This window comes from Stenotrophomonas sp. 63632_Sma (assembly GCF_056482875.1).
Genome location: NZ_CM151220.1, coordinates 2,797,422 through 2,814,598, shown reverse-complemented (window position 1 = coordinate 2,814,598; position 17,177 = coordinate 2,797,422). Strand labels below are relative to the sequence as shown.

Annotated in this window: 19 protein-coding genes; 11 read left to right on the top strand and 8 right to left on the bottom strand. The window is 65.7% G+C overall.

The genetic code is table 11. The features are described from left to right. Positions 1–51 precede the first annotated feature (51 nt). The 3 genes from ACZK45_RS13085 to ACZK45_RS13075 are packed head-to-tail and all read right to left on the bottom strand — an operon-like array spanning position 52 to position 2,730. The gene (locus tag ACZK45_RS13085; protein ID WP_478444799.1) at positions 52–1,380 is read right to left on the bottom strand and encodes an XVIPCD domain-containing protein; all 1,329 of its coding nucleotides are present in this window, start codon (positions 1,378–1,380) and stop codon (positions 52–54) included. Further along, a complete protein-coding gene (locus tag ACZK45_RS13080) occupies positions 1,377–2,030 on the bottom strand; it encodes a hypothetical protein (protein ID WP_423163059.1) in 654 nt (217 codons plus the stop codon). Before ACZK45_RS13080 ends, ACZK45_RS13085 begins: the two co-directional genes overlap by 4 nt. A gap of 43 nt (positions 2,031–2,073) precedes the next feature. Continuing rightward, a complete protein-coding gene (locus ACZK45_RS13075; protein ID WP_478444798.1) occupies positions 2,074–2,730 on the bottom strand; it encodes a hypothetical protein in 657 nt (218 codons plus the stop codon). Positions 2,731–2,988: 258 nt separating this feature from the next. On the opposite strand from ACZK45_RS13075, the gene ACZK45_RS13070 reads away from it, so the two are divergent. Next, entirely contained in the window at positions 2,989–3,495 is a 507-nt protein-coding gene (locus ACZK45_RS13070; RefSeq protein ID WP_478444797.1) for a GNAT family N-acetyltransferase, read from the top strand. Between the two features lie 22 nt (positions 3,496–3,517). Here the strand turns inward: ACZK45_RS13070 and ACZK45_RS13065 are convergent, their stop codons facing one another. The 3 genes from ACZK45_RS13065 to ACZK45_RS13055 all read right to left on the bottom strand — a co-directional run bounded on the left by ACZK45_RS13065 (position 3,518) and on the right by ACZK45_RS13055 (position 5,056). Next, complete coding sequence (locus ACZK45_RS13065; RefSeq protein ID WP_346484738.1) at positions 3,518–3,724, bottom strand: hypothetical protein; 207 nt, start codon at positions 3,722–3,724, stop codon at positions 3,518–3,520. A gap of 58 nt (positions 3,725–3,782) precedes the next feature. Next, positions 3,783–4,220, bottom strand: coding sequence for an acetyltransferase (locus tag ACZK45_RS13060; RefSeq protein WP_032129515.1), 438 nt, complete (start codon positions 4,218–4,220; stop codon positions 3,783–3,785). A 68-nt stretch (positions 4,221–4,288) separates the two neighbouring features. Continuing rightward, the gene (locus tag ACZK45_RS13055) at positions 4,289–5,056 is read right to left on the bottom strand and encodes an NAD(P)H-dependent oxidoreductase (RefSeq protein WP_478444796.1); all 768 of its coding nucleotides are present in this window, start codon (positions 5,054–5,056) and stop codon (positions 4,289–4,291) included. A gap of 78 nt (positions 5,057–5,134) precedes the next feature. On the opposite strand from ACZK45_RS13055, the gene ACZK45_RS13050 reads away from it, so the two are divergent. The 5 genes from ACZK45_RS13050 to ACZK45_RS13030 all read left to right on the top strand — a co-directional run bounded on the left by ACZK45_RS13050 (position 5,135) and on the right by ACZK45_RS13030 (position 9,028). Beyond that, positions 5,135–5,494, top strand: coding sequence for a winged helix-turn-helix transcriptional regulator (locus tag ACZK45_RS13050; protein WP_253144234.1), 360 nt, complete (start codon positions 5,135–5,137; stop codon positions 5,492–5,494). Between the two features lie 75 nt (positions 5,495–5,569). Continuing rightward, positions 5,570–6,094, top strand: a complete 525-nt coding sequence (gene tadA / locus ACZK45_RS13045) for a tRNA adenosine(34) deaminase TadA (protein WP_253144231.1) — start codon at positions 5,570–5,572, stop codon at positions 6,092–6,094. Between the two features lie 74 nt (positions 6,095–6,168). Next, on the top strand, positions 6,169–6,741 hold the full coding sequence (orn, locus tag ACZK45_RS13040) for an oligoribonuclease (protein WP_107431636.1): 573 nt from the start codon (positions 6,169–6,171) through the stop codon (positions 6,739–6,741). A gap of 156 nt (positions 6,742–6,897) precedes the next feature. Next, complete coding sequence (locus ACZK45_RS13035; RefSeq protein WP_049398216.1) at positions 6,898–7,773, top strand: EcsC family protein; 876 nt, start codon at positions 6,898–6,900, stop codon at positions 7,771–7,773. Positions 7,774–7,912: 139 nt separating this feature from the next. Next, positions 7,913–9,028 (top strand): alkene reductase, encoded by a 1,116-nt coding sequence (locus tag ACZK45_RS13030; protein WP_478444795.1) that lies wholly within the window; start codon positions 7,913–7,915, stop codon positions 9,026–9,028. A gap of 129 nt (positions 9,029–9,157) precedes the next feature. Here ACZK45_RS13030 and ACZK45_RS13025 read toward each other — a convergent pair whose 3' ends face one another. Together ACZK45_RS13025 and ppsA are read right to left on the bottom strand one after the other, a co-directional pair. Continuing rightward, positions 9,158–10,051 carry a mechanosensitive ion channel family protein gene (locus tag ACZK45_RS13025; protein WP_050509854.1) on the bottom strand — a complete coding sequence of 298 codons (894 nt, stop codon included), beginning with the start codon at positions 10,049–10,051 and terminating at the stop codon, positions 9,158–9,160. Positions 10,052–10,187: 136 nt separating this feature from the next. Next, positions 10,188–12,566 carry a phosphoenolpyruvate synthase gene (gene ppsA / locus ACZK45_RS13020; RefSeq protein ID WP_014037623.1) on the bottom strand — a complete coding sequence of 793 codons (2,379 nt, stop codon included), beginning with the start codon at positions 12,564–12,566 and terminating at the stop codon, positions 10,188–10,190. Positions 12,567–12,711: 145 nt separating this feature from the next. Here ppsA and ppsR point away from each other — a divergent pair, with 145 nt between their 5' ends. From ppsR to ACZK45_RS12995, 5 genes are all read left to right on the top strand, one after another. After that, on the top strand, positions 12,712–13,533 hold the full coding sequence (gene ppsR, locus ACZK45_RS13015) for a posphoenolpyruvate synthetase regulatory kinase/phosphorylase PpsR (protein ID WP_006452040.1): 822 nt from the start codon (positions 12,712–12,714) through the stop codon (positions 13,531–13,533). A gap of 148 nt (positions 13,534–13,681) precedes the next feature. After that, positions 13,682–14,191, top strand: a complete 510-nt coding sequence (locus tag ACZK45_RS13010; RefSeq protein ID WP_049398213.1) for a DUF1249 domain-containing protein — start codon at positions 13,682–13,684, stop codon at positions 14,189–14,191. Between the two features lie 42 nt (positions 14,192–14,233). Then, on the top strand, positions 14,234–14,722 hold the full coding sequence (locus ACZK45_RS13005; protein WP_049462146.1) for an NUDIX hydrolase: 489 nt from the start codon (positions 14,234–14,236) through the stop codon (positions 14,720–14,722). A gap of 125 nt (positions 14,723–14,847) precedes the next feature. Further along, positions 14,848–15,477: a DUF2239 family protein gene (locus tag ACZK45_RS13000; RefSeq protein WP_253145325.1), complete on the top strand. Its 630-nt coding sequence runs from the start codon at positions 14,848–14,850 to the stop codon at positions 15,475–15,477. Between the two features lie 118 nt (positions 15,478–15,595). Beyond that, on the top strand, positions 15,596–16,960 hold the full coding sequence (locus ACZK45_RS12995) for an MATE family efflux transporter (RefSeq protein WP_478444794.1): 1,365 nt from the start codon (positions 15,596–15,598) through the stop codon (positions 16,958–16,960). Positions 16,961–17,177 lie beyond the last annotated feature (217 nt).

The following is a 17,177-nucleotide window of genomic DNA, read 5'->3' as shown; positions in this document are numbered from 1 at the left end:
AGAGGGCCGAAGTGACGCGGGAGCCGGATTGACCGGCTCCCGCGCTGTTCATCAGGCCTGCATGCTGCGGGTCTGGTTCTGCTGTTGTTCCAGTTGCTGATCGCGGTCCTGTGCCAGGCGCTGTCCCGCAGCTTGCTGATCAATCCGCTGGCTGCTCTGCTCCAGCGGGGTGTTCATCGCCACGGCCGTGTCCACCGACACGCGCAGATGCGTCGGGTCGCCGCCCAGGCCCTGCACCGCGAAGCTGCGCGAAGCATCGGCATTCATCACCACCTCGTCGATGCGCTTGCCGCCTGCAGCGTGCATCTCCGCCGCCAGGCTACCGGCCAACTGCGTACTCATCACATCCGGCACGCGGCCGACACGAATGTCCTGCGCATGCACGCCACGGATCGCGTCGTTGAACAGCGGGTTGCCCAGGTGATTGGCATCGTCCATGCGCAGCATGCTGGTGTGATGGCCGTTCTTCTCCGCCTCGCGACGGGCCGGCTCACCGGGTTGCAGCGGGCCACGGATGTGGTCGTACAGATCGATGGCGCCGCCCGGGATGCCGCGTGCTGCACGGGTAACACCGCGGCGCAGTGATTCGACGTCGTCGCGGTACTCCTCGATCATCTTGGCGTTGTCTTTCGCCAGTTTCTGCGTTTCCGGGTGCTTCAGCGCCGAGCCTTCGTTGAGGAAGTTGCCCAGTTTGTGCGCGCCGAATGAGCTGGTGGCCGCGATGATCGGACGGTCTGGAATCAGATCACGCAGGGCGTGATTGCTGAAGCCGTTTGCCGCGAGCGTCTTGATTTCATCGGGCTTGGCGTAGATGCGGACCTGGCCGAAGTGGGGCGATGCAGCACTGACCGGATCGGAGGCCATGACGTGGTTGATCATGGTGTTGCCGCCTTCCGGAATGCGGTAGCTGAGGCTGACCGCGCCGTAGGCGTTGAAGGTCTCGCCCTTGACGTTGAAGTGGTGCGAGGTGATCTGGGCCAGGGCACCGCCGAGGGAGTGGCCTGTGACGGTAACTTCGGGCGGACGTTGTCCGAGATCGTGCCCTTCCTTCTTGGCATAGGCGAGGGCGCGTTGAGTCAGCGCGATGGCGTCCGGAGCCTGCACGTTGGTGCGGGCAACGACCATGCCACCATCGGTCAGAATTGCATCGCGTGCGATCTGTTCGGTGCCGCGATGTGCGACGACAATTTCATGGGTGTCGACTCGCTGGTAGATCGTTCCCTGATAGCCGTTCAGTCGATTATCGACGTGCTCGAGGATCTTGTACTCATGCCCGTTGATCGCTACGAGCTCTTCCTTGCCAGGAGCGCGTCGACCGACCGCACGGTCCTTGTACACGTCGTCGGAAATGTCCGCGTAGTCTTGGCTGCTGAGGCTCATTGGCGGACCTCATTGGCTTCAAGTGAAGCCGAGAACAGCGCATTCTGAAGTTCAGGGCGGAATTTGGTGGGATCTTCCTGCCCGCTTGCGCCGTAGTCAGGAATCTCGTTCACGCGCGGATAGTCTGCACGAGGATAGTGGCGAGTTTCGGTCTCGCCTTTGACGAACGGCGCTGCCTCAATGAACGACAGGAAGCGCGTTTCACCCTCGGCGCCAGTGGCTTTCAGCATCGCACCGGCGCCGCTGAATTCCCACTTGCAGACGCCACGGCCGTAGTAGTCCTCGTCCAGCATGCGATCAAGGTACACGGTGCCGCGGTACTCGCCGTCGGCGACCTTGCGCAGCTCCACCGGCTCCTGGCTGGTGATGCGTGCGGCGGTACCGGTGGCCGGTTCGATGTGCCCGCACTGGTCTTCGTTGGTCACGTCGTACTGCGCGACACCTTCAACCACCGCGAACTCACCGGGTGCATCCTTCAGGCGCAGTACTAGTTCATAGGCCTTGCGCGGGCTGGGGTTGAGCTTGGCGAGGCCACGCCCACCCTGGGCGACATCGGCTTCAGCAGCGGCACGTTCCTGGTTCATGGCGGTCTCCGGATTGCAGGCGGTCAATAGAAGCAGAGCAAGGCACGGAATCATCTTGTGGCGCAATGTCGGCCTCCTTTGGGGGTAGAGGGATGGTTGAACTGGCAGCTCATGGCGCGAGTTTCTGCACAGTGGTCGTGGTCGAGAACAGTGCGTCGCGCAGATCTTCGCTGTACTCTGATGGATTCTCCTCGCCACCGGCGCCATAGTTGGCGACGGTGGCGGCGAGTGGATAGATCAACTTTGGGTAGTAGAGCGTCAGAGGAGACTCGTTCTCCATGCGCTCCTTGTCGATGAACGTCAGGAATCGCGTATCCGCCTCGCCGGTCGTAGCGCGCAACATCGCACCGACTCCCGTCAGCGCCCAATGGCAGACACCACGCCCGTAGTAATCCTCGTCCTGCATGCGGTCGAGGTAGAACGTGCCGCGGTATTCGTTCTCGCCCACCTGGCGCAGTGCGATAGGTTCCTGACTGGTGATGCGGCCCGCAGTGCCCGTTGCAGGTACGATCCGCCCACATGCTGCATAGTTGCGTGCGTCGTACTGGGCAACGCCCTCGACCACCGCGAAGGGACCGGGGGCATCCTTCAGTGTCAGCACCAGCTCGTAGCCTTGCTGCGGTGATGGGTTGAGTTTGGCCAGGCCGCGCCCACCAGCGGCGACGTCGCGCTCGGCATCAGCATAGGGCGAGCATGCGGCCAGTGGGATAAGGGCGAGCAACGCCAGCAGCGGCTGCCTTTTCCTTTCAGGGAGCGCTACTCCCATGGCCTGATCCTGCATCGTGCGTCCATGTCCATATATCCTTCCTGGGTGACAGGTTTCTCGATTATGGAGCGTGTCAGGAACGCTGCGCCACCGTCGCGACGGGTTTTTGACGCGCGCGATGCGGTGTATTCCGGCGAATCGATTGCAGCACAGGGGATTCGGGCGTCGCGTTGGCCTTGCTGGCAGGGGCTGCTCGCGGTTGAATCTGCGATGTAAATCAATAATTCACGCATTCATCACATTATCAAAGGCGTTCTCTTGAACTGCATGATCCGCACCGAAACCACGGCCGACCACGCCGCCATCCATGCACTCACCGAGGCCGCCTTCCGCGAAGCCCCGCACAGCAGCCACACCGAGCAGTTCATCGTCGACGCCCTGCGCACCCGCGGGGAGTTGAGCATTTCGCTGGTCGCCGAAACTCAGGGCCAGGTGGTCGGCCACATTGCCCTGTCGCCGGTGACGGTCAGCGATGGCTGCACGGGCTGGTTTGGTCTGGGCCCGATCTCGGTATTGCCCGCGTGGCAGGGGCAGGGCATCGGTGCGGCCCTGATGCACGCCGCACTTGAAGCACTGCGTCAGCAGGGTGCACATGGCTGTGTATTGCTGGGCGAGCCGGCCTATTACGGGCGCTTCGGCTTCCGTGCCGAGCCGGGCCTGGTGTTGCCGGGCGTGCCGGCGGAGTACTTCCAGGCGCTTTCCCTGCAGCCTCCGCTGGCTCAGGGCGAGGTGCAGTACTCACCGGCCTTCGAGGCGACGGCCTGAGCCACGGCGGGCGTGCGCCCGCTCAGGGCGCGCGCCAGACGGTCGGTTCGGGTTGCGGCTTCGGAATGCGGTAGCCGCCGATATGCTCGAGAATTTCATTGGTACGACGCTGCTCGACCAGTACCTCACGCAGCAGGTTGCGCACGGCGAAGATGGCGAACGGCACCAGGATCCAGACCAGGCTGATGCCCAGCGCAAACAGGGTCAACAGGGCTTTTGCACCATCCATGTACGGCATTCCTTGATCGAAAGCAGCCACGCTAACACGCAGCTGCTGCCAACGGATGTCAGGCCTTATGCCGAAGGTGGATCAGCGGATACGGGCGGCCCTGCGAATCCAGCGGCGAACGACCGGTTTCGACAAAGCCCATGCGCAGGTAGAAGCCCACGGCCTGCGCGTTCTGTGCGTTGACGTCGGTGCTCAGCTGCGGGTGCAGGGCCAGTGCGTGCTGCAGCAGCTGCCGACCGATACCGGTGCCGCGCACGTCCGGATCGATGAACAGTGCTTCCATGTGGGTGCCGTCGATCAGCATGAAGCCCAGCGGCCGATCCTGTGCATCGACAGCAACGGTCATCGGCGCCTGCGGCAGGAAACCGGCGACTTCGGCATCGATCGCCAGGCGATCTTCAGTGCTGAGGAAGTCGTGGGTGGCGTCGACGGCGCGGCGCCAGAGATCGACAAGGGCGGCGCCGTCGTCGGCGCGAGAGGGACGGAGGGTGGTCATGTGTTCACCAAGGTGCTTGACAGGAATACGCATTGTGAAGCTTTCCGGCCGTGCCTGCAGGTGCGGGTTCATCCGGCGTTGCGATGGCGGATGAAGGGACTGTAGGCAGTCGCTTCCGCGCGCAGCAACACGCCATCCTCGAAGTCCTCACTGTTGTTGAAGGGCACGGTCGGCCACTGCCGCCATCGCGACAGTCGCTCGCGGTAGGAAAGGGTGGCTGCAACCAATGCTTCGTCGTGGGCCTGAATGCGTTCCGCTGCAAGCCCTGAACGCACGCCGTGCACCATATACGGCTCCATCACCTCGAAGCCGACGTAGCGCAGGCTGTACATCAATGGCCAGAGCAACAGCCGGGTATCGCCTTCGCGGCCGTCAACCGCGCATGCCCGCGCCGAAGAGCCGGTGGTGACGCTCAGCAGCGCACGCTTGCCCTGCATCACGCCGCGCTCGTGGCGTTGCCGGCTGTTGTACATCGGCCCGTAGACCAGCACGCGGTCCAGCCAGCCCTTGAGGATGGCCGGCGCCGCGAACCACCACAGTGGGAACTGCAGGATCACCAGGTCCGCGGCCCGCAGCAGTTGCAGGTGATGCTGCACATCGGTGGGCAACTGGTCGTGTTCGGCGCTGTAGCGTTGTTCGCGCTGGGGATCGAAGCGCTCGGGCTGCAGGCGCCGTGGATGGTGCCAGGCGGCTTCCAGCGGATCGAAGCTTTCTGCATACAGGTCGACCATGTCCACCTGCAGATTGTCGTGCCGCAGCTGCTCGGCCGCCTGCGTGGCCAGGTGGGCATTGAAGGAACGGGGTTCGGGATGGGCCAGCAGGATCAGGGCGCGCATGGGGCGAGGTGTTCGTGGAGTGTGCGACCATCCTCGCGATGCCGGCATGCCCCGGCAATTACGCACTTTGAGGTAACCATGGCCTTTCCCGGTGATGTCTATGCCGCCGACTGCTCGGCGCGCGATGCGCTGGCACTGATCTCCGGCAAGTGGGTGATGCTGCTGCTGCCGGCGTTGGCCGAAGGGCCGCAACGCAATGGTGCGCTGCTGCGGAAGATCGAAGGCATCTCGCAGAAGGTGCTGACCCAGACCCTGCGGCAGCTGGAGCGCAACGGCCTGATCGAGCGCTGCGATCTGGGCAGCAAGCCACTGCACGTGGAGTACCGGTTGACCACGATCGCACGCACTCTGGTCGACACGCTTGCGGCCCTGGACCGTTGGGCCGAGCATAATTTTCCGGCCCTGGACGCGGCCCGCGAGCGCTTCGACGCGCGTTAGCGGCGCCTGCACGGCCCCGGGCGTACAATGCCTCCCCGGCGGCCATCCTGGCCCAGTTGATACGCGAGAACCGCCATGACCGATGCCCTGGGTGTACCGGTGCACGACGCCGATGAACACTGGATGCGCCACGCGTTGGCGCTGGCCGAGCGCGCACAACGCGAGTTCGACGAGATCCCGGTGGGTGCGGTGCTGGTCAGTGCCGACGGCCAACTGCTGGGTGAGGGCTGGAACCTCAACATTGCTTCGCACGACCCCAGCGCGCACGCCGAAATCGTGGCCATGCGTTCAGGTGGAAAACTGCTCGCCAACCATCGCCTGCTCGGCAGCACCCTGTATGTGACCCTGGAGCCGTGCGCAATGTGCGCGATGGCGATCGTGCACGCGCGCATTGCACGACTGGTCTACGGTGCCAGCGATCCCAAGACCGGGGCCTGCGGCAGTGTGTTCGACCTGCTCGGCGATGGTCGCCACAACCACCGGGTGGAGATCCACGGTGGGGTGCTGGCCAAGGAAGCCAGCATGCGCCTGACCAACTATTTCCGCGCCAAGCGCGGCAAGCCGCCGCTGTTGCTGGAAGACCACGCCAGCGAGGGCTGAGGGGCGAACGGGTATGATGGGCGCCTCTTTCCATCACCGGTAGGCCGCGCGCCTGCCCAGCAACGAGGCGACACATGGCGGACAACGGCGCGGCCAACGAACGACTGATCTGGATCGACCTGGAAATGACCGGGTTGGATACCGACAACGATTCGATCATCGAGATCGCCACCGTGGTCACCGACGCCCAGCTCAACGTGCTGGCTGAAGGTCCAGAATTCGCCATCCACCATCCGCTGGAAACGCTGGAAGCGATGGACGAGTGGAACCGCAACCAGCACCGCCGCTCGGGCCTGTGGCAGCGTGTGGTGGACAGCACGGTGACCCTTGCCCAAGCTGAAGCGCAGACGGTGAATTTCCTGGCGCAGTGGATCCCGGCCGGCCTCTCGCCGATGTGCGGCAACTCCATCTGCCAGGACCGCCGCTTCCTGCACCGCCAGATGCCGCGCCTGGAGAAGTACTTCCACTACCGCAACCTGGACGTGTCCACGGTGAAGGAACTGGCCAAGCGTTGGGCGCCGACTGTGGCCGCGGGCGTCGGCAAGAACAGCAACCACACCGCGCTGAGCGACGTGCACGATTCGATTGCCGAGCTGCGCCACTATCGCCAGTTCATGGGCGCGCTGTCGGGGCTGCCGGTTGCCTGAACAACGACACCGGGCATGGCCCGGCGCTACCGGGTGACACGCGAACTGGTAGTGCCGGCCGCTGGCCGGCAATTCAGCGGCCTTCGTGACGTGTATCAGGTCGTCGCCAGCGGCTTGCCACCCTCCGTTCAACTCCCTGGCGCTAAGATCGGCGCCATGAACGAGCCCATCCTGCTTCCCCGCGACATTGCCCACGACGCCCGCGACTGGTCTGACCTGCAGCGGGCGGTGGCCCTGCTGGAAGCGCCGACCCTGACCGCGCGCATGGCCAATCTGGTCGGCACGCCGCTGGAGTTCGCGGTGAAGGCGCTGCCCAGCTCGGTCTCCAACCGCATCCACGGCGCGGTGCAGGCGGCGCTGACCAAGTCGGCGCAGGCGGCGCTGTGGAGCATGGACAACACCCCCGGCAAGGGGGCGTCCACCCGCTGGCACAAGCTGGCCGCAGCGACCTCCGGTGCGGTTGGCGGCGCTTTTGGTTTTGCTGCGCTGTTCATCGAGTTGCCGGTGTCGACCACCATCATGATGCGCGCCGTGGCCGACGTGGCTCGCAGCGAAGGCTTCGACCTGTCCGAGTTCAGTACCCGCCAGGCCTGCCTGGAGGTGTTCGCGCTGGGTGGCAACTCGCCGCGCGATGACGCCAGCGAGACTGGCTATTACCTGGCCCGGGGCTTCACCACCGATGTGATGCGCCATCTGTCGGCTGAGCTGGCCGGGCGCGTGGTGACCGGCCGTGACCTCACCCTGGGCGTGGCACCGAAGGAAGCCGGCAAGCTGCTGGCGAAGATGGTGGAGAAGGTGGCCGCGCGCTTCGGCGTGGTGGTCACCGAGAAATTCGCCGCACAGGCGGTGCCAATCGTGGGTGCCGCTGCCGGTGCGACGCTCAACACGATGTTCACCGATTACTACCAGGACATGGCGCGCGGCCACTTCATCGTGCGCCGGCTGGAGCGCAAGTACGGCGAAGACGTGGTGCGCACGTGCTATGACCGCGTGGCGCATGGCACGATCAGGATGGAACCCCGCCTGGAGTAGATCCACGCCATGCATGGATGAGCCTTCATGCATGGCCATCCTTGCCTGCCGGGCACAACTGTTTTGCCACAACACGCCTGTTGCCTTTCGCAGGCGGTCCCCATTCTTGCTGGCACTCCCCCCGCAAGAGATGTCCGCCATGTTGTTTACCTCCCACCGCTTGGGCGCCTTGACCCTGCCCAACCGAATCGTCATGCCGCCGATGACCCGCTCGCGTGCCGCCGACGGCAACGTTGCCACTGCGGAAATGGCCGCCTACTACGCGCAGCGGGCCAGCGCGGGCCTGATCGTCAGCGAAGGTACCCAGATCAGCCCGCAGGGCCAGGGTTACGCCTGGACCCCGGGCATCCACAGTGGCGAGCAGGTGCAGGGCTGGCGCCAGGTGACCGACGCCGTGCACGCTGCCGGCGGTCGCATCTACGCCCAGCTGTGGCATGTGGGCCGGGTCTCGCACGTCGCGCTGCAGCCCGGTGGTGCCGCGCCGGTGTCGTCGTCGGCGCTGCTGGCCGAGGGCGTGAAGGTTTTTGTCGACCCCACCGGCGCCGGCCCGGAAGCGGGCGTGGGCGAGATGATCCAGCACTCGATGCCGCGCGCGCTGGCCGAGGCCGAGATTCCAGGCATCATCGCCGACTACGCGCAGGCCACCCGCAATGCGCTGGCCGCCGGCTTCGATGGTGTCGAACTTCACGGTGCAAATGGTTATCTGATCAATCAGTTCATCGACTCGCAGGCCAACCAGCGCAGCGACGGCTATGGCGGCTCGCTGCAGAACCGGCTGCGTTTCCTGCGCGAGGTCGTGCAGGCGGTGACTGCAGAAGCCGGTGGTGAGCGCGTTGGCGTGCGCCTGGCGCCGCTGACGACGTTGCAGGGCGCGGTGGACGATACGCCGCAGGCCACCTACCTGGCGGCGGCACACCTGCTGGGCGAGCTGGGCGTGGGCTACCTGCACATCGCCGAGGCCGACTGGGATGACGCACCGCTGATGCCGGTGGCGTTCAAGCAGGCGCTGCGCATGGTCTACCCGGGCACCCTGATCTACGCCGGCAAGTACACCGCCGAGCGCGCCGAGCAGGCACTGACTGAAGGCTGGGCCGACCTGATCGGCTTCGGTCGCCCGTTCATCGCCAACCCGGACCTGCCCGAGCGCCTGCGTCTGGGGGCGGAGCTGAACCCGCCGGATCGCGCAACGTTCTTCGGCGGTGGTGCGGTCGGGTTCACCGATTACGCGACGCTGGAAGAAAGCGTCGCCGCCTGATCCTGGAGGTTGCCGGCCAGCGGCCTACATCACCGATGTATGGAGATGGGGTGGGCTACCAGCGGCACGGCACTACCAGGGTGCGCGGGGCAGGGTAGTGCTCGCCGGCTTCCACATTTCTGTTTGGGATCAGGGCTTGTCGCGCACCAGCGCGTCGGCCTCGACCACGCCGCCATCCTTGCCATGCAGGTACAGGTGCATGTCCTGCTGCGGGTACGGGATGTTGATGCCGGCCTTGTCGAAGCCCAGCTTGAGCTGCTCCAGCAGCGTGACCTTGGTACCGAACCAGTCGGCCGACTTCACGTAGCAGCGGATGCCAAGATTGATCGCGTGCGCGCCCAGCTCGTACACCACCACGTCCGGTGCCGGTGTCTGCAACACGCGCGGGTCGGCCTTCATCAGCGCCAGCGCGGTGTCGCGCGCCAGCTGGATGTTGTCTTCATAGCCGATGCCCACCACCAGTTCGACGCGGCGGGTCGGCTCGGCGGTCAGGTTGATGATCGGCGCAGCGGTGATCAGCGTGTTCGGAATGGTGGTGTGCTGATTGTCGGCACCGGTGATGACGGTCTGGAAGATGCGCACTTCGCGCACCGTGCCGGTTTGCCCGGCTACGGTCACCACATCACCGACGCGGAACGGGCGCAGCGTCACCAGCATGACGCCCGAGGCGATGTTGGACAGCGAATCCTTCAGTGCCAGGCCTACCGCCAGGCCGGCGGTGCCAAGCACGGCCAGCAGCGGGGTGATCTGCACGCCCAGCGTGCCGATTGCCAGCACCACCACGATCACCAGCGACGCGGCGTACACCACGTTGCGCAGGAAATTGCCCAGCATCGGGTCCACGCCCATGCGCGCGGTGGCGCGTGGCATCGCGTTGGACAGGCGTCGCGCCACCCACATGCCGACCAGCAGCACCACGATCGCGGCCAGCAATGGCACGCCGTAGGTCTCCAGGAGGCGTTCCCAATCGAGGGAGTGGAACCAGGGTGTTGCGGCGGGGGCGGGTGGGGCAGTGGCGAGCATGCGGGCTCCTTTGCAGCGGGGGAGGTGGCGCGCGCAGACGCCAGAAACAACAAGCCCCGCAGAGGCGGGGCTTGCATGCAGCTGAAGTATGGGCCGCCGCCGATGAAAGCGACGTCAGCCCTCAGCAATCACGGTCTCAGCCGTTCGCCTTCAGCTTGGCCAGGCGCAGCCAGGTGTCGACCACGGTGTCCGGGTTCAGCGACACTGACTCGATGCCTTCCTGCATCAGCCATTCGGCCAGATCCGGATGATCGGACGGGCCCTGGCCGCAGATGCCGACGTACTTGCCCTTGGCACGTGCCGACTTGATCGCCATCGACAGCAGCTTCTTCACTGCCGGGTTACGTTCGTCGAACAGATGCGCGACGATCGACGAATCGCGGTCCAGGCCCAGGCTGAGCTGGGTCAGGTCGTTGGAGCCGATCGAGAAGCCGTCGAAGATCTCCAGGAACTCATCGGCGAGCAGTGCGTTGGACGGCACTTCGCACATCATGATGATCTTCAGGCCGTTCTCGCCCTGCTTCAGGCCGTTCTGTTCCAGCACCTCGATGACCTTGCGGCCTTCTTCCAGGGTGCGCACGAACGGAATCATGACCCACAGGTTGTCCAGGCCCATTTCGTTGCGCACGCGCAGCACGGCCTTGCACTCCAGCGCGAAGGCGGCCGAGAAGCTCGGATCTACGTAACGGCTGGCGCCGCGGAAGCCGATCATCGGGTTCTCTTCGTGCGGCTCGTAGTTGCTGCCGCCGATCAGGTTGGCGTACTCGTTGGACTTGAAGTCCGACAGGCGCACGATCACGGCGTTCGGTGCGACCGAGGCGGTGAGGGTGGCGATGCCTTCGGCCAGGCGATCCACGTAGAAGCTGACCGGATCACCGTAACCGGCGATCTTCTCGTCGATCTTCTTCTTGGTTGCCGCATCCTGGCGGTCGTATTCCAGCAGCGCGTTCGGGTGGATGCCGATGTGGCTGGCGATGATCATTTCCAGGCGGGCCAGGCCGATGCCGGCGTTCGGCAGCTGGCCGAAGTCGAAGGCACGTTCCGGGTTGGCCACGTTCATCATGATCTTCAGCGGTGCCGGCGGCATGTTGCCCAGATCGGTGGTGGTGCGCTCGAAGCCCAGCTTGCCTTCGTAGATGAAGCCGGTATCGCCTTCAGCGCAGCTGACGGTGACCAGCTGGCCATCTTCGATGACCTTGGTGGCGTTGCCCGAACCGACCACGGCCGGCACGCCCAGCTCGCGCGCGATGATCGCGGCGTGGCAGGTACGGCCACCACGGTTGGTGACGATGGCCGAAGCGCGCTTCATCACCGGTTCCCAATCGGGATCGGTCATGTCGGCGATCAGCACGTCGCCCGGCTGCACGCGGTTCATGTCGTCCAGCGTCTTGACCACGCGGGCCACGCCCGAACCGATCTTGGCACCGACGGCGCGGCCCTCGGCCAGCACGTTGCCGCCCTTTTCGGTCAGCGCGAAGCGCTCGATCTGGGTGGCATGGCTGCGCGACTTCACCGTTTCCGGGCGCGCCTGCACGATGAACAGCTTGCCGCTGACACCGTCCTTGGCCCACTCGATGTCCATCGGGCGGCCGTAGTGCTTTTCGATGACCAGCGCCTGCTTGGACAGTTCCTGCACGTCCTCGTCGCTGATCGAGAAGGTGTTGCGCAGTTCGACCGGGGTGTCCTCGATCCTGACGCGCTCACCCGGAACATCCGAATACACCATGCGGATGGCCTTGCTGCCGAGCGAGCGGCGCAGGATCGCCGGCTTGCCGGCCTGCAGGGTGGGCTTGTAGACGTAGTACTCGTCCGGGTTGACCGCGCCCTGCACGACCATTTCGCCCAGGCCGAAGGACGAGGTGACGAACACCACGTCGCGGAAGCCGGACTCGGTGTCCAGGGTGAACAGCACGCCGGAGGAACCGACGCCCGAACGCACCATCAGCTGCACGCCGGCGGACAGGAACACGTCCTCATGCTTGAAACCGTGGTGCACGCGATAGGCGATGGCACGGTCGTTGTACAGCGAGGCGAACACTTCCTTGACCTTGTGCACGACGTCGTCGGCACCGGTGACGTTGAGGAAGGTTTCCTGCTGGCCGGCGAAGGAGGCATCCGGCAGATCCTCGGCGGTGGCCGACGAACGCACGGCCACGGCCACGTCGCCGCCGCCATTGTCGGCGCTCAACTGGGCGTAGGCAGTGCGGATGTCCTGGTCCAGCTGCGGCTGCAGCGGGGCATCGATCACCCAGGTGCGGATTTCCTTGCCCGCTGCGGTCAGCGCGTTGACGTCCTCGACGTCCAGCGTGGCCAGCTTGTCGAAGATGCGCTTGGACAGATCGTTGTGCGCGATGAAGTCCTTGAAGGCTTCAGCGGTGGTGGCATAACCGCCCGGCACCGAAACGCCCAGACCGGCCAGGTTGCCGATCATCTCGCCCAGCGACGAATTCTTGCCGCCTACGCGGGCCAGATCGGCCAGACGCAGTTCGTGCAACCACAGGATGTTCTCGTTCAAGCGCGATGCTCCGTTTGGCCATCGCCCGAGGCGGGCTGGAATGGCCGCGTCCGTAGGAAGAAGCCGATATGATGCCGGGCAGAGTACCGTCGGCACAAGCTTGTGCTGGCGGCCTTTTTAGGCTTCGTAGGGGGTAAAAGCGCGCATGTCGACCATCCGTCCGGTGTTCTACGTTTCCGATGGAACCGGTATCACCGCTGAAACCATTGGGCATAGCCTGCTTACCCAGTTCTCCGGGTTCAGCTTCATTACCGATCGCATGTCGTTTGTCGACGACCCCGAAAAAGCGCGTGAAGCCTGTGCCCGGATCCAGGCGGCAGGGGAGCGGTACCAGGTCCGGCCGATCGTGGTGAACTCCTGCGTGGACCAGAGCCTGAGCCTGATCCTGGCCGACAGCGGCGCGCTGATGCTGGATGTGTTCGCGCCGTTCATCGAGCCGTTGGAGCGTGAACTGGCCAGTCCGCGCCTGGCCCGGGTCGGCCAGGCGCACGGCATGGTGGATTTCGACACCTACCACCGCCGCATCAACGCGATGAACTTCGCCCTGACCCATGACGATGGCATCGCGGTGAACTACGACGATGCCGACGTGATCCTGGTGGCGGTGTCGCGCGCCGGCAAGACGCCCACCTGCATCTACCTGGCCCTGCATTATGGGGTGCGCGCGGCCAATTACCCGCTGACCGACGAAGACCTGGAAAGCGACCGCCTGCCGCCACGCCTGCGCAACTACCGGCGAAAGCTGTTCGGCCTGACCATCGACCCGGACCGGCTGCAGCAGATCCGCCAGGAGCGCCGCCCGAACTCGCGCTACGCAAACCTGGACACCTGCAAGCGCGAGGTGGCTGCGGCCGAGGTGATGTTCCAGATGGAGCGGATCCCGACCCTGAGCACCACCCATACCTCGATCGAGGAGATTTCCAGCAAGGTGCTGGCCACGCTGGGGCTGCAGCGCGAGCTGTATTGATCCTCATCTGGTAGAGCCGGCCGCTGGCCGGCTGGTGGATGAACCCTCGGCCGCGATGCAGAGCTGCCGGCCAGCGGCCGGCACTGCCCAGGGGTTGGCTTGCACGTGCGCGCCCCCACGTTGAAGCACCAACGTGTAGGATCGACCCATGGCCCGAGCCTTGCCCCGCACCGAACGCATTCCCCGCCTGAGCCGGCTGAGCTGGCTCATGGGCCTGTACGCGGAAAACTACCGCCATCTGGTGCGTCTGTTCGAACCGGCCGGACTGGTGGCGGGCAGCTACATTTCCTCGATCGGCGACGGCCTGGATGTCCGCCTGGACGTGATCGAGTGCCACCGCTACACGGTGGAACTGCGCCTGACCTACGACCTGGCCGACCCGGTCACCGGTGAGCCGGATCCGTCGGCCTATGTGCGTCTGTACCGTGACGCGCGCCAGGCCGAGACCACCCATTGCTACGTCGGCCGCCGCTGGCAGGACACGATGGGCCTGTATCCGCCGCCGGCGGAGCTGATCAGCCACCGCATGCGGATGAACACCTTCCTCGGCAAGTGGCTGGAGTACCTGGCCGAGCGCGGCCACGGCGTGGCCACCCTGCGCCGCGATCCCGACGGTGCTGGCACACCTGCCGAGCGCCGCCTGTCGCTGGTGCGCTGATCGGCCATAATCCACGGCTGACCTGCCGCTGGATGCTGCCCCATGCCGTACACCCCGATCGTCGCCACCCTGGGCTATGTGCTGTCGCCTGATCGTCGCCAGGTGCTGATGATCCACCGCAATACCCGTCCCGGTGACCACCACCTGGGCAAGTACAACGGCCTGGGCGGCAAGATCGAAGCGGACGAGGATGTGGCGGCCAGCATGCGCCGCGAGATCGCCGAGGAAGCCGGCATCGACTGCACCGGCATGCGCCTGCGCGGCACCATCAGCTGGCCAGGCTTCGGCAAGCACGGCGAGGATTGGCTGGGTTTCGTGTTCGTCATCGATGGATTCGAGGGCACCCCGCACGGCGGCAACCACGAAGGCACGCTGGAGTGGGTGGACCTGGACAAGCTGGACACCCTGCCGATGTGGGAGGGCGACCGCAACTTCCTGCCGCTGGTGTTCGACGCCGACCCGCGCCCGTTCCACGGCGTGATGCCGTACAAGGACGGGCGCATGGTGAGCTGGTCCTTCAGCCGCCTGTGAGCCGGGAAATCGGGTAGCTGCCAACCTTTGGTCGGCACGCTCTTCTGGCATATTAATACCCGGGCAATATTGACGGGAGAGAATTACCCGGGCAATATTCGCGCACCGCCTCTGATGCCGTTGCCATGCCTGCGTCCCGACTTCCTCCCTTCAGTTGTTTCGACGGCCATCGCTTGGTCGCTTCCGGTACGCCGGAAGTGGCCGCGCTGGCGCTGAAGCAACTGCGTGTCGACAACGCTGCCGGTCCGCTGCTGGTGTTCGACAACGCCACCGGCCGCACCCGTGATTTCGATACGCGTGGCAGCGACGCAGAACTCCTGGCGCGGGTAAACGAAGCGTTTCCCGCCGCCGTGGGGACGGATGCCGACGTCACTGCCGAAGAGGCGCCCGCAACCCCACGTGGCCGTGGCCGCCCCAAGCTGGGTGTGGTCGCCCGAGAAGTGACCTTGCTGCCGCGCCATTGGGCGTGGCTGGCCGAGCAGCCTGGCGGTGCCTCGGTGGTGCTGCGCAAGCTGGTGGAGGCGGCCAGCCGTGCCGGTGCTGACAAGGACCGCCAGCGTCGTGACAGCGAGCGTGCCTATCACTTCCTGCAGACCATCGCCGGTGACCTGCCGGGTTTCGAGGAGGCGATCCGTGTCCTGTTCGCGCATGACCGCGCGGGCCTGGAAGCGGCGTTGCGGAGTTGGCCCGCGGATGTGTGCGCCCACGCTCTGCGCCTGGCCTTCGACGATCCTGCGGACCACGCCGACGGCTGAGCCATCGCGCCGTTGCTGAGCGACGGCCCCACCTGACCGCGGGTCCAGGCCCGCTTCCCCTGTGCGTGCTTTGCTGGCGGAAACGCCGGGCAGGGCGGCGCCTTGCCCAGAGAACCCCATGAGCCCCCCTGTACATCCGATACCTCCGGCAGCACCCCCGCTGTGGCGCACCTATCTGACCCTGCTGCTGCCGATGCTGCTGACCAATGCGCTGCAGCTGGCCGCAGGCACGCTGGACAACATTTACCTCGGCCATCTGCTCGGCACACAGGCAGTGGCTGCAGCGGCTGCGTTCTTTCCGGTCTTCTTCCTGCTGTTGGCTCTGGTAATGGGCCTGGCGACCGGTGCGATGGTGCTGATCGGCCAGGCCTGGGGCGCGGGCCGCCTGCAGCAGGCACGCGCCGTGGCTGGCAGCGCGGTGGCGCTGATCCTGCTGCTGTCGGTGCTGGTGATGGCTGTGGGCGGCGGCTTCGCACCACAACTGCTGGTGGCGTTGGGCACGCCGGCAGCGGTCCTCAGTGAGTCCATCGTCTATGCACGCGTGCTGCTGCTGACGGCACCGGTGTTCTTCCTGCTGTGGCTGGCCACTGCGGTGAGCCGCGCGGTGGGCGATGCGAAGACACCGCTGCATGCGCTGCTGCTGGCAACGGTGGTCGGCCTGCTGTGCACGCCGCTGCTGATCCTCGGCTGGGCCGGCCTGCCGCAGCTGGGTTCGGCCAGTGCGGCAGTCTCGGCGGCGTTTGCCTCGCTGCTGGCCCTGGCCTGGCTTATGTGGCGGTGGCAGAGGATGGAGCACCCGTTGGCGCCGGGACGTGAGCTGCTGCGTGCCATCCGTTTCGATGGCGTGCTCATCCGCGCGATGCTGCGCATCGGCGTAACGTCATCGCTGCAGATGCTCAGCCTGGCCATTGCCGAAATCGTGTTGCTGGGCTGGATCAACCGCGACGGCTACACGGCCACGGCCGCCTACGGTGCGGTCAACCAGTTGATGAGCTGGGTGCAACTGCCTGCGATGTCGCTGGGGATCACCGCCACCATCCTCGCGGCGCATGCGATGGGCGCGGGGCGTACGGCACGGCTGCCCGCCATCGCTCGCACCGGTGTGCTGCTTGGGCTGGCGATGCTGAGCGTGGTGGTGCTGCTGGTGATGGCGCTGGCGCCCTGGCTGACCGGGCTGATTCTGGCGGCCGCAGAGGTGCGCGAATTGGCCGCATCGCAGCTGCGCACGGTGGTATGGGGCGTGCTGGCGATGGGAGGTAGCGCGGTGCTGGTCGGAGTGATGCGAGGCAGTGGCACGGTGATGTTGCCAGCGTTGCTGGGCATGGCAGCGGTACTGCTGCTGGAGCTGCCGTTGGCGATGTGGTTGCAGGCGCGGCATGGTCTGGCCGGGCTGTGGTGGGCGTGGCCACTGGGGCTGCTGGCGATGCTGGTGATGCAGGTGTTCTGCTTCGCGCATTGGCGGCGCCGGGTGCAGGCTGGGTAGTGCCGGCCGCTGGCCGGCAACGCGGAACGGTCCGGGCAGCCGGCCTGCGGCCGGCTCTACCACGCGGTCGGATCACAGTCGTTGCGGCGGCTGCGGTGGGTTGGCCACTGGTGATGCAGGTGTTCTGTTTCGCTCGCTGGCGCCGGGTGCGGGCTGGGTAGTGCCGGCCGCTGGCCGGCAACGCGGAACGGCCGGGGCAGCCGGCCAGCGGCCGGCT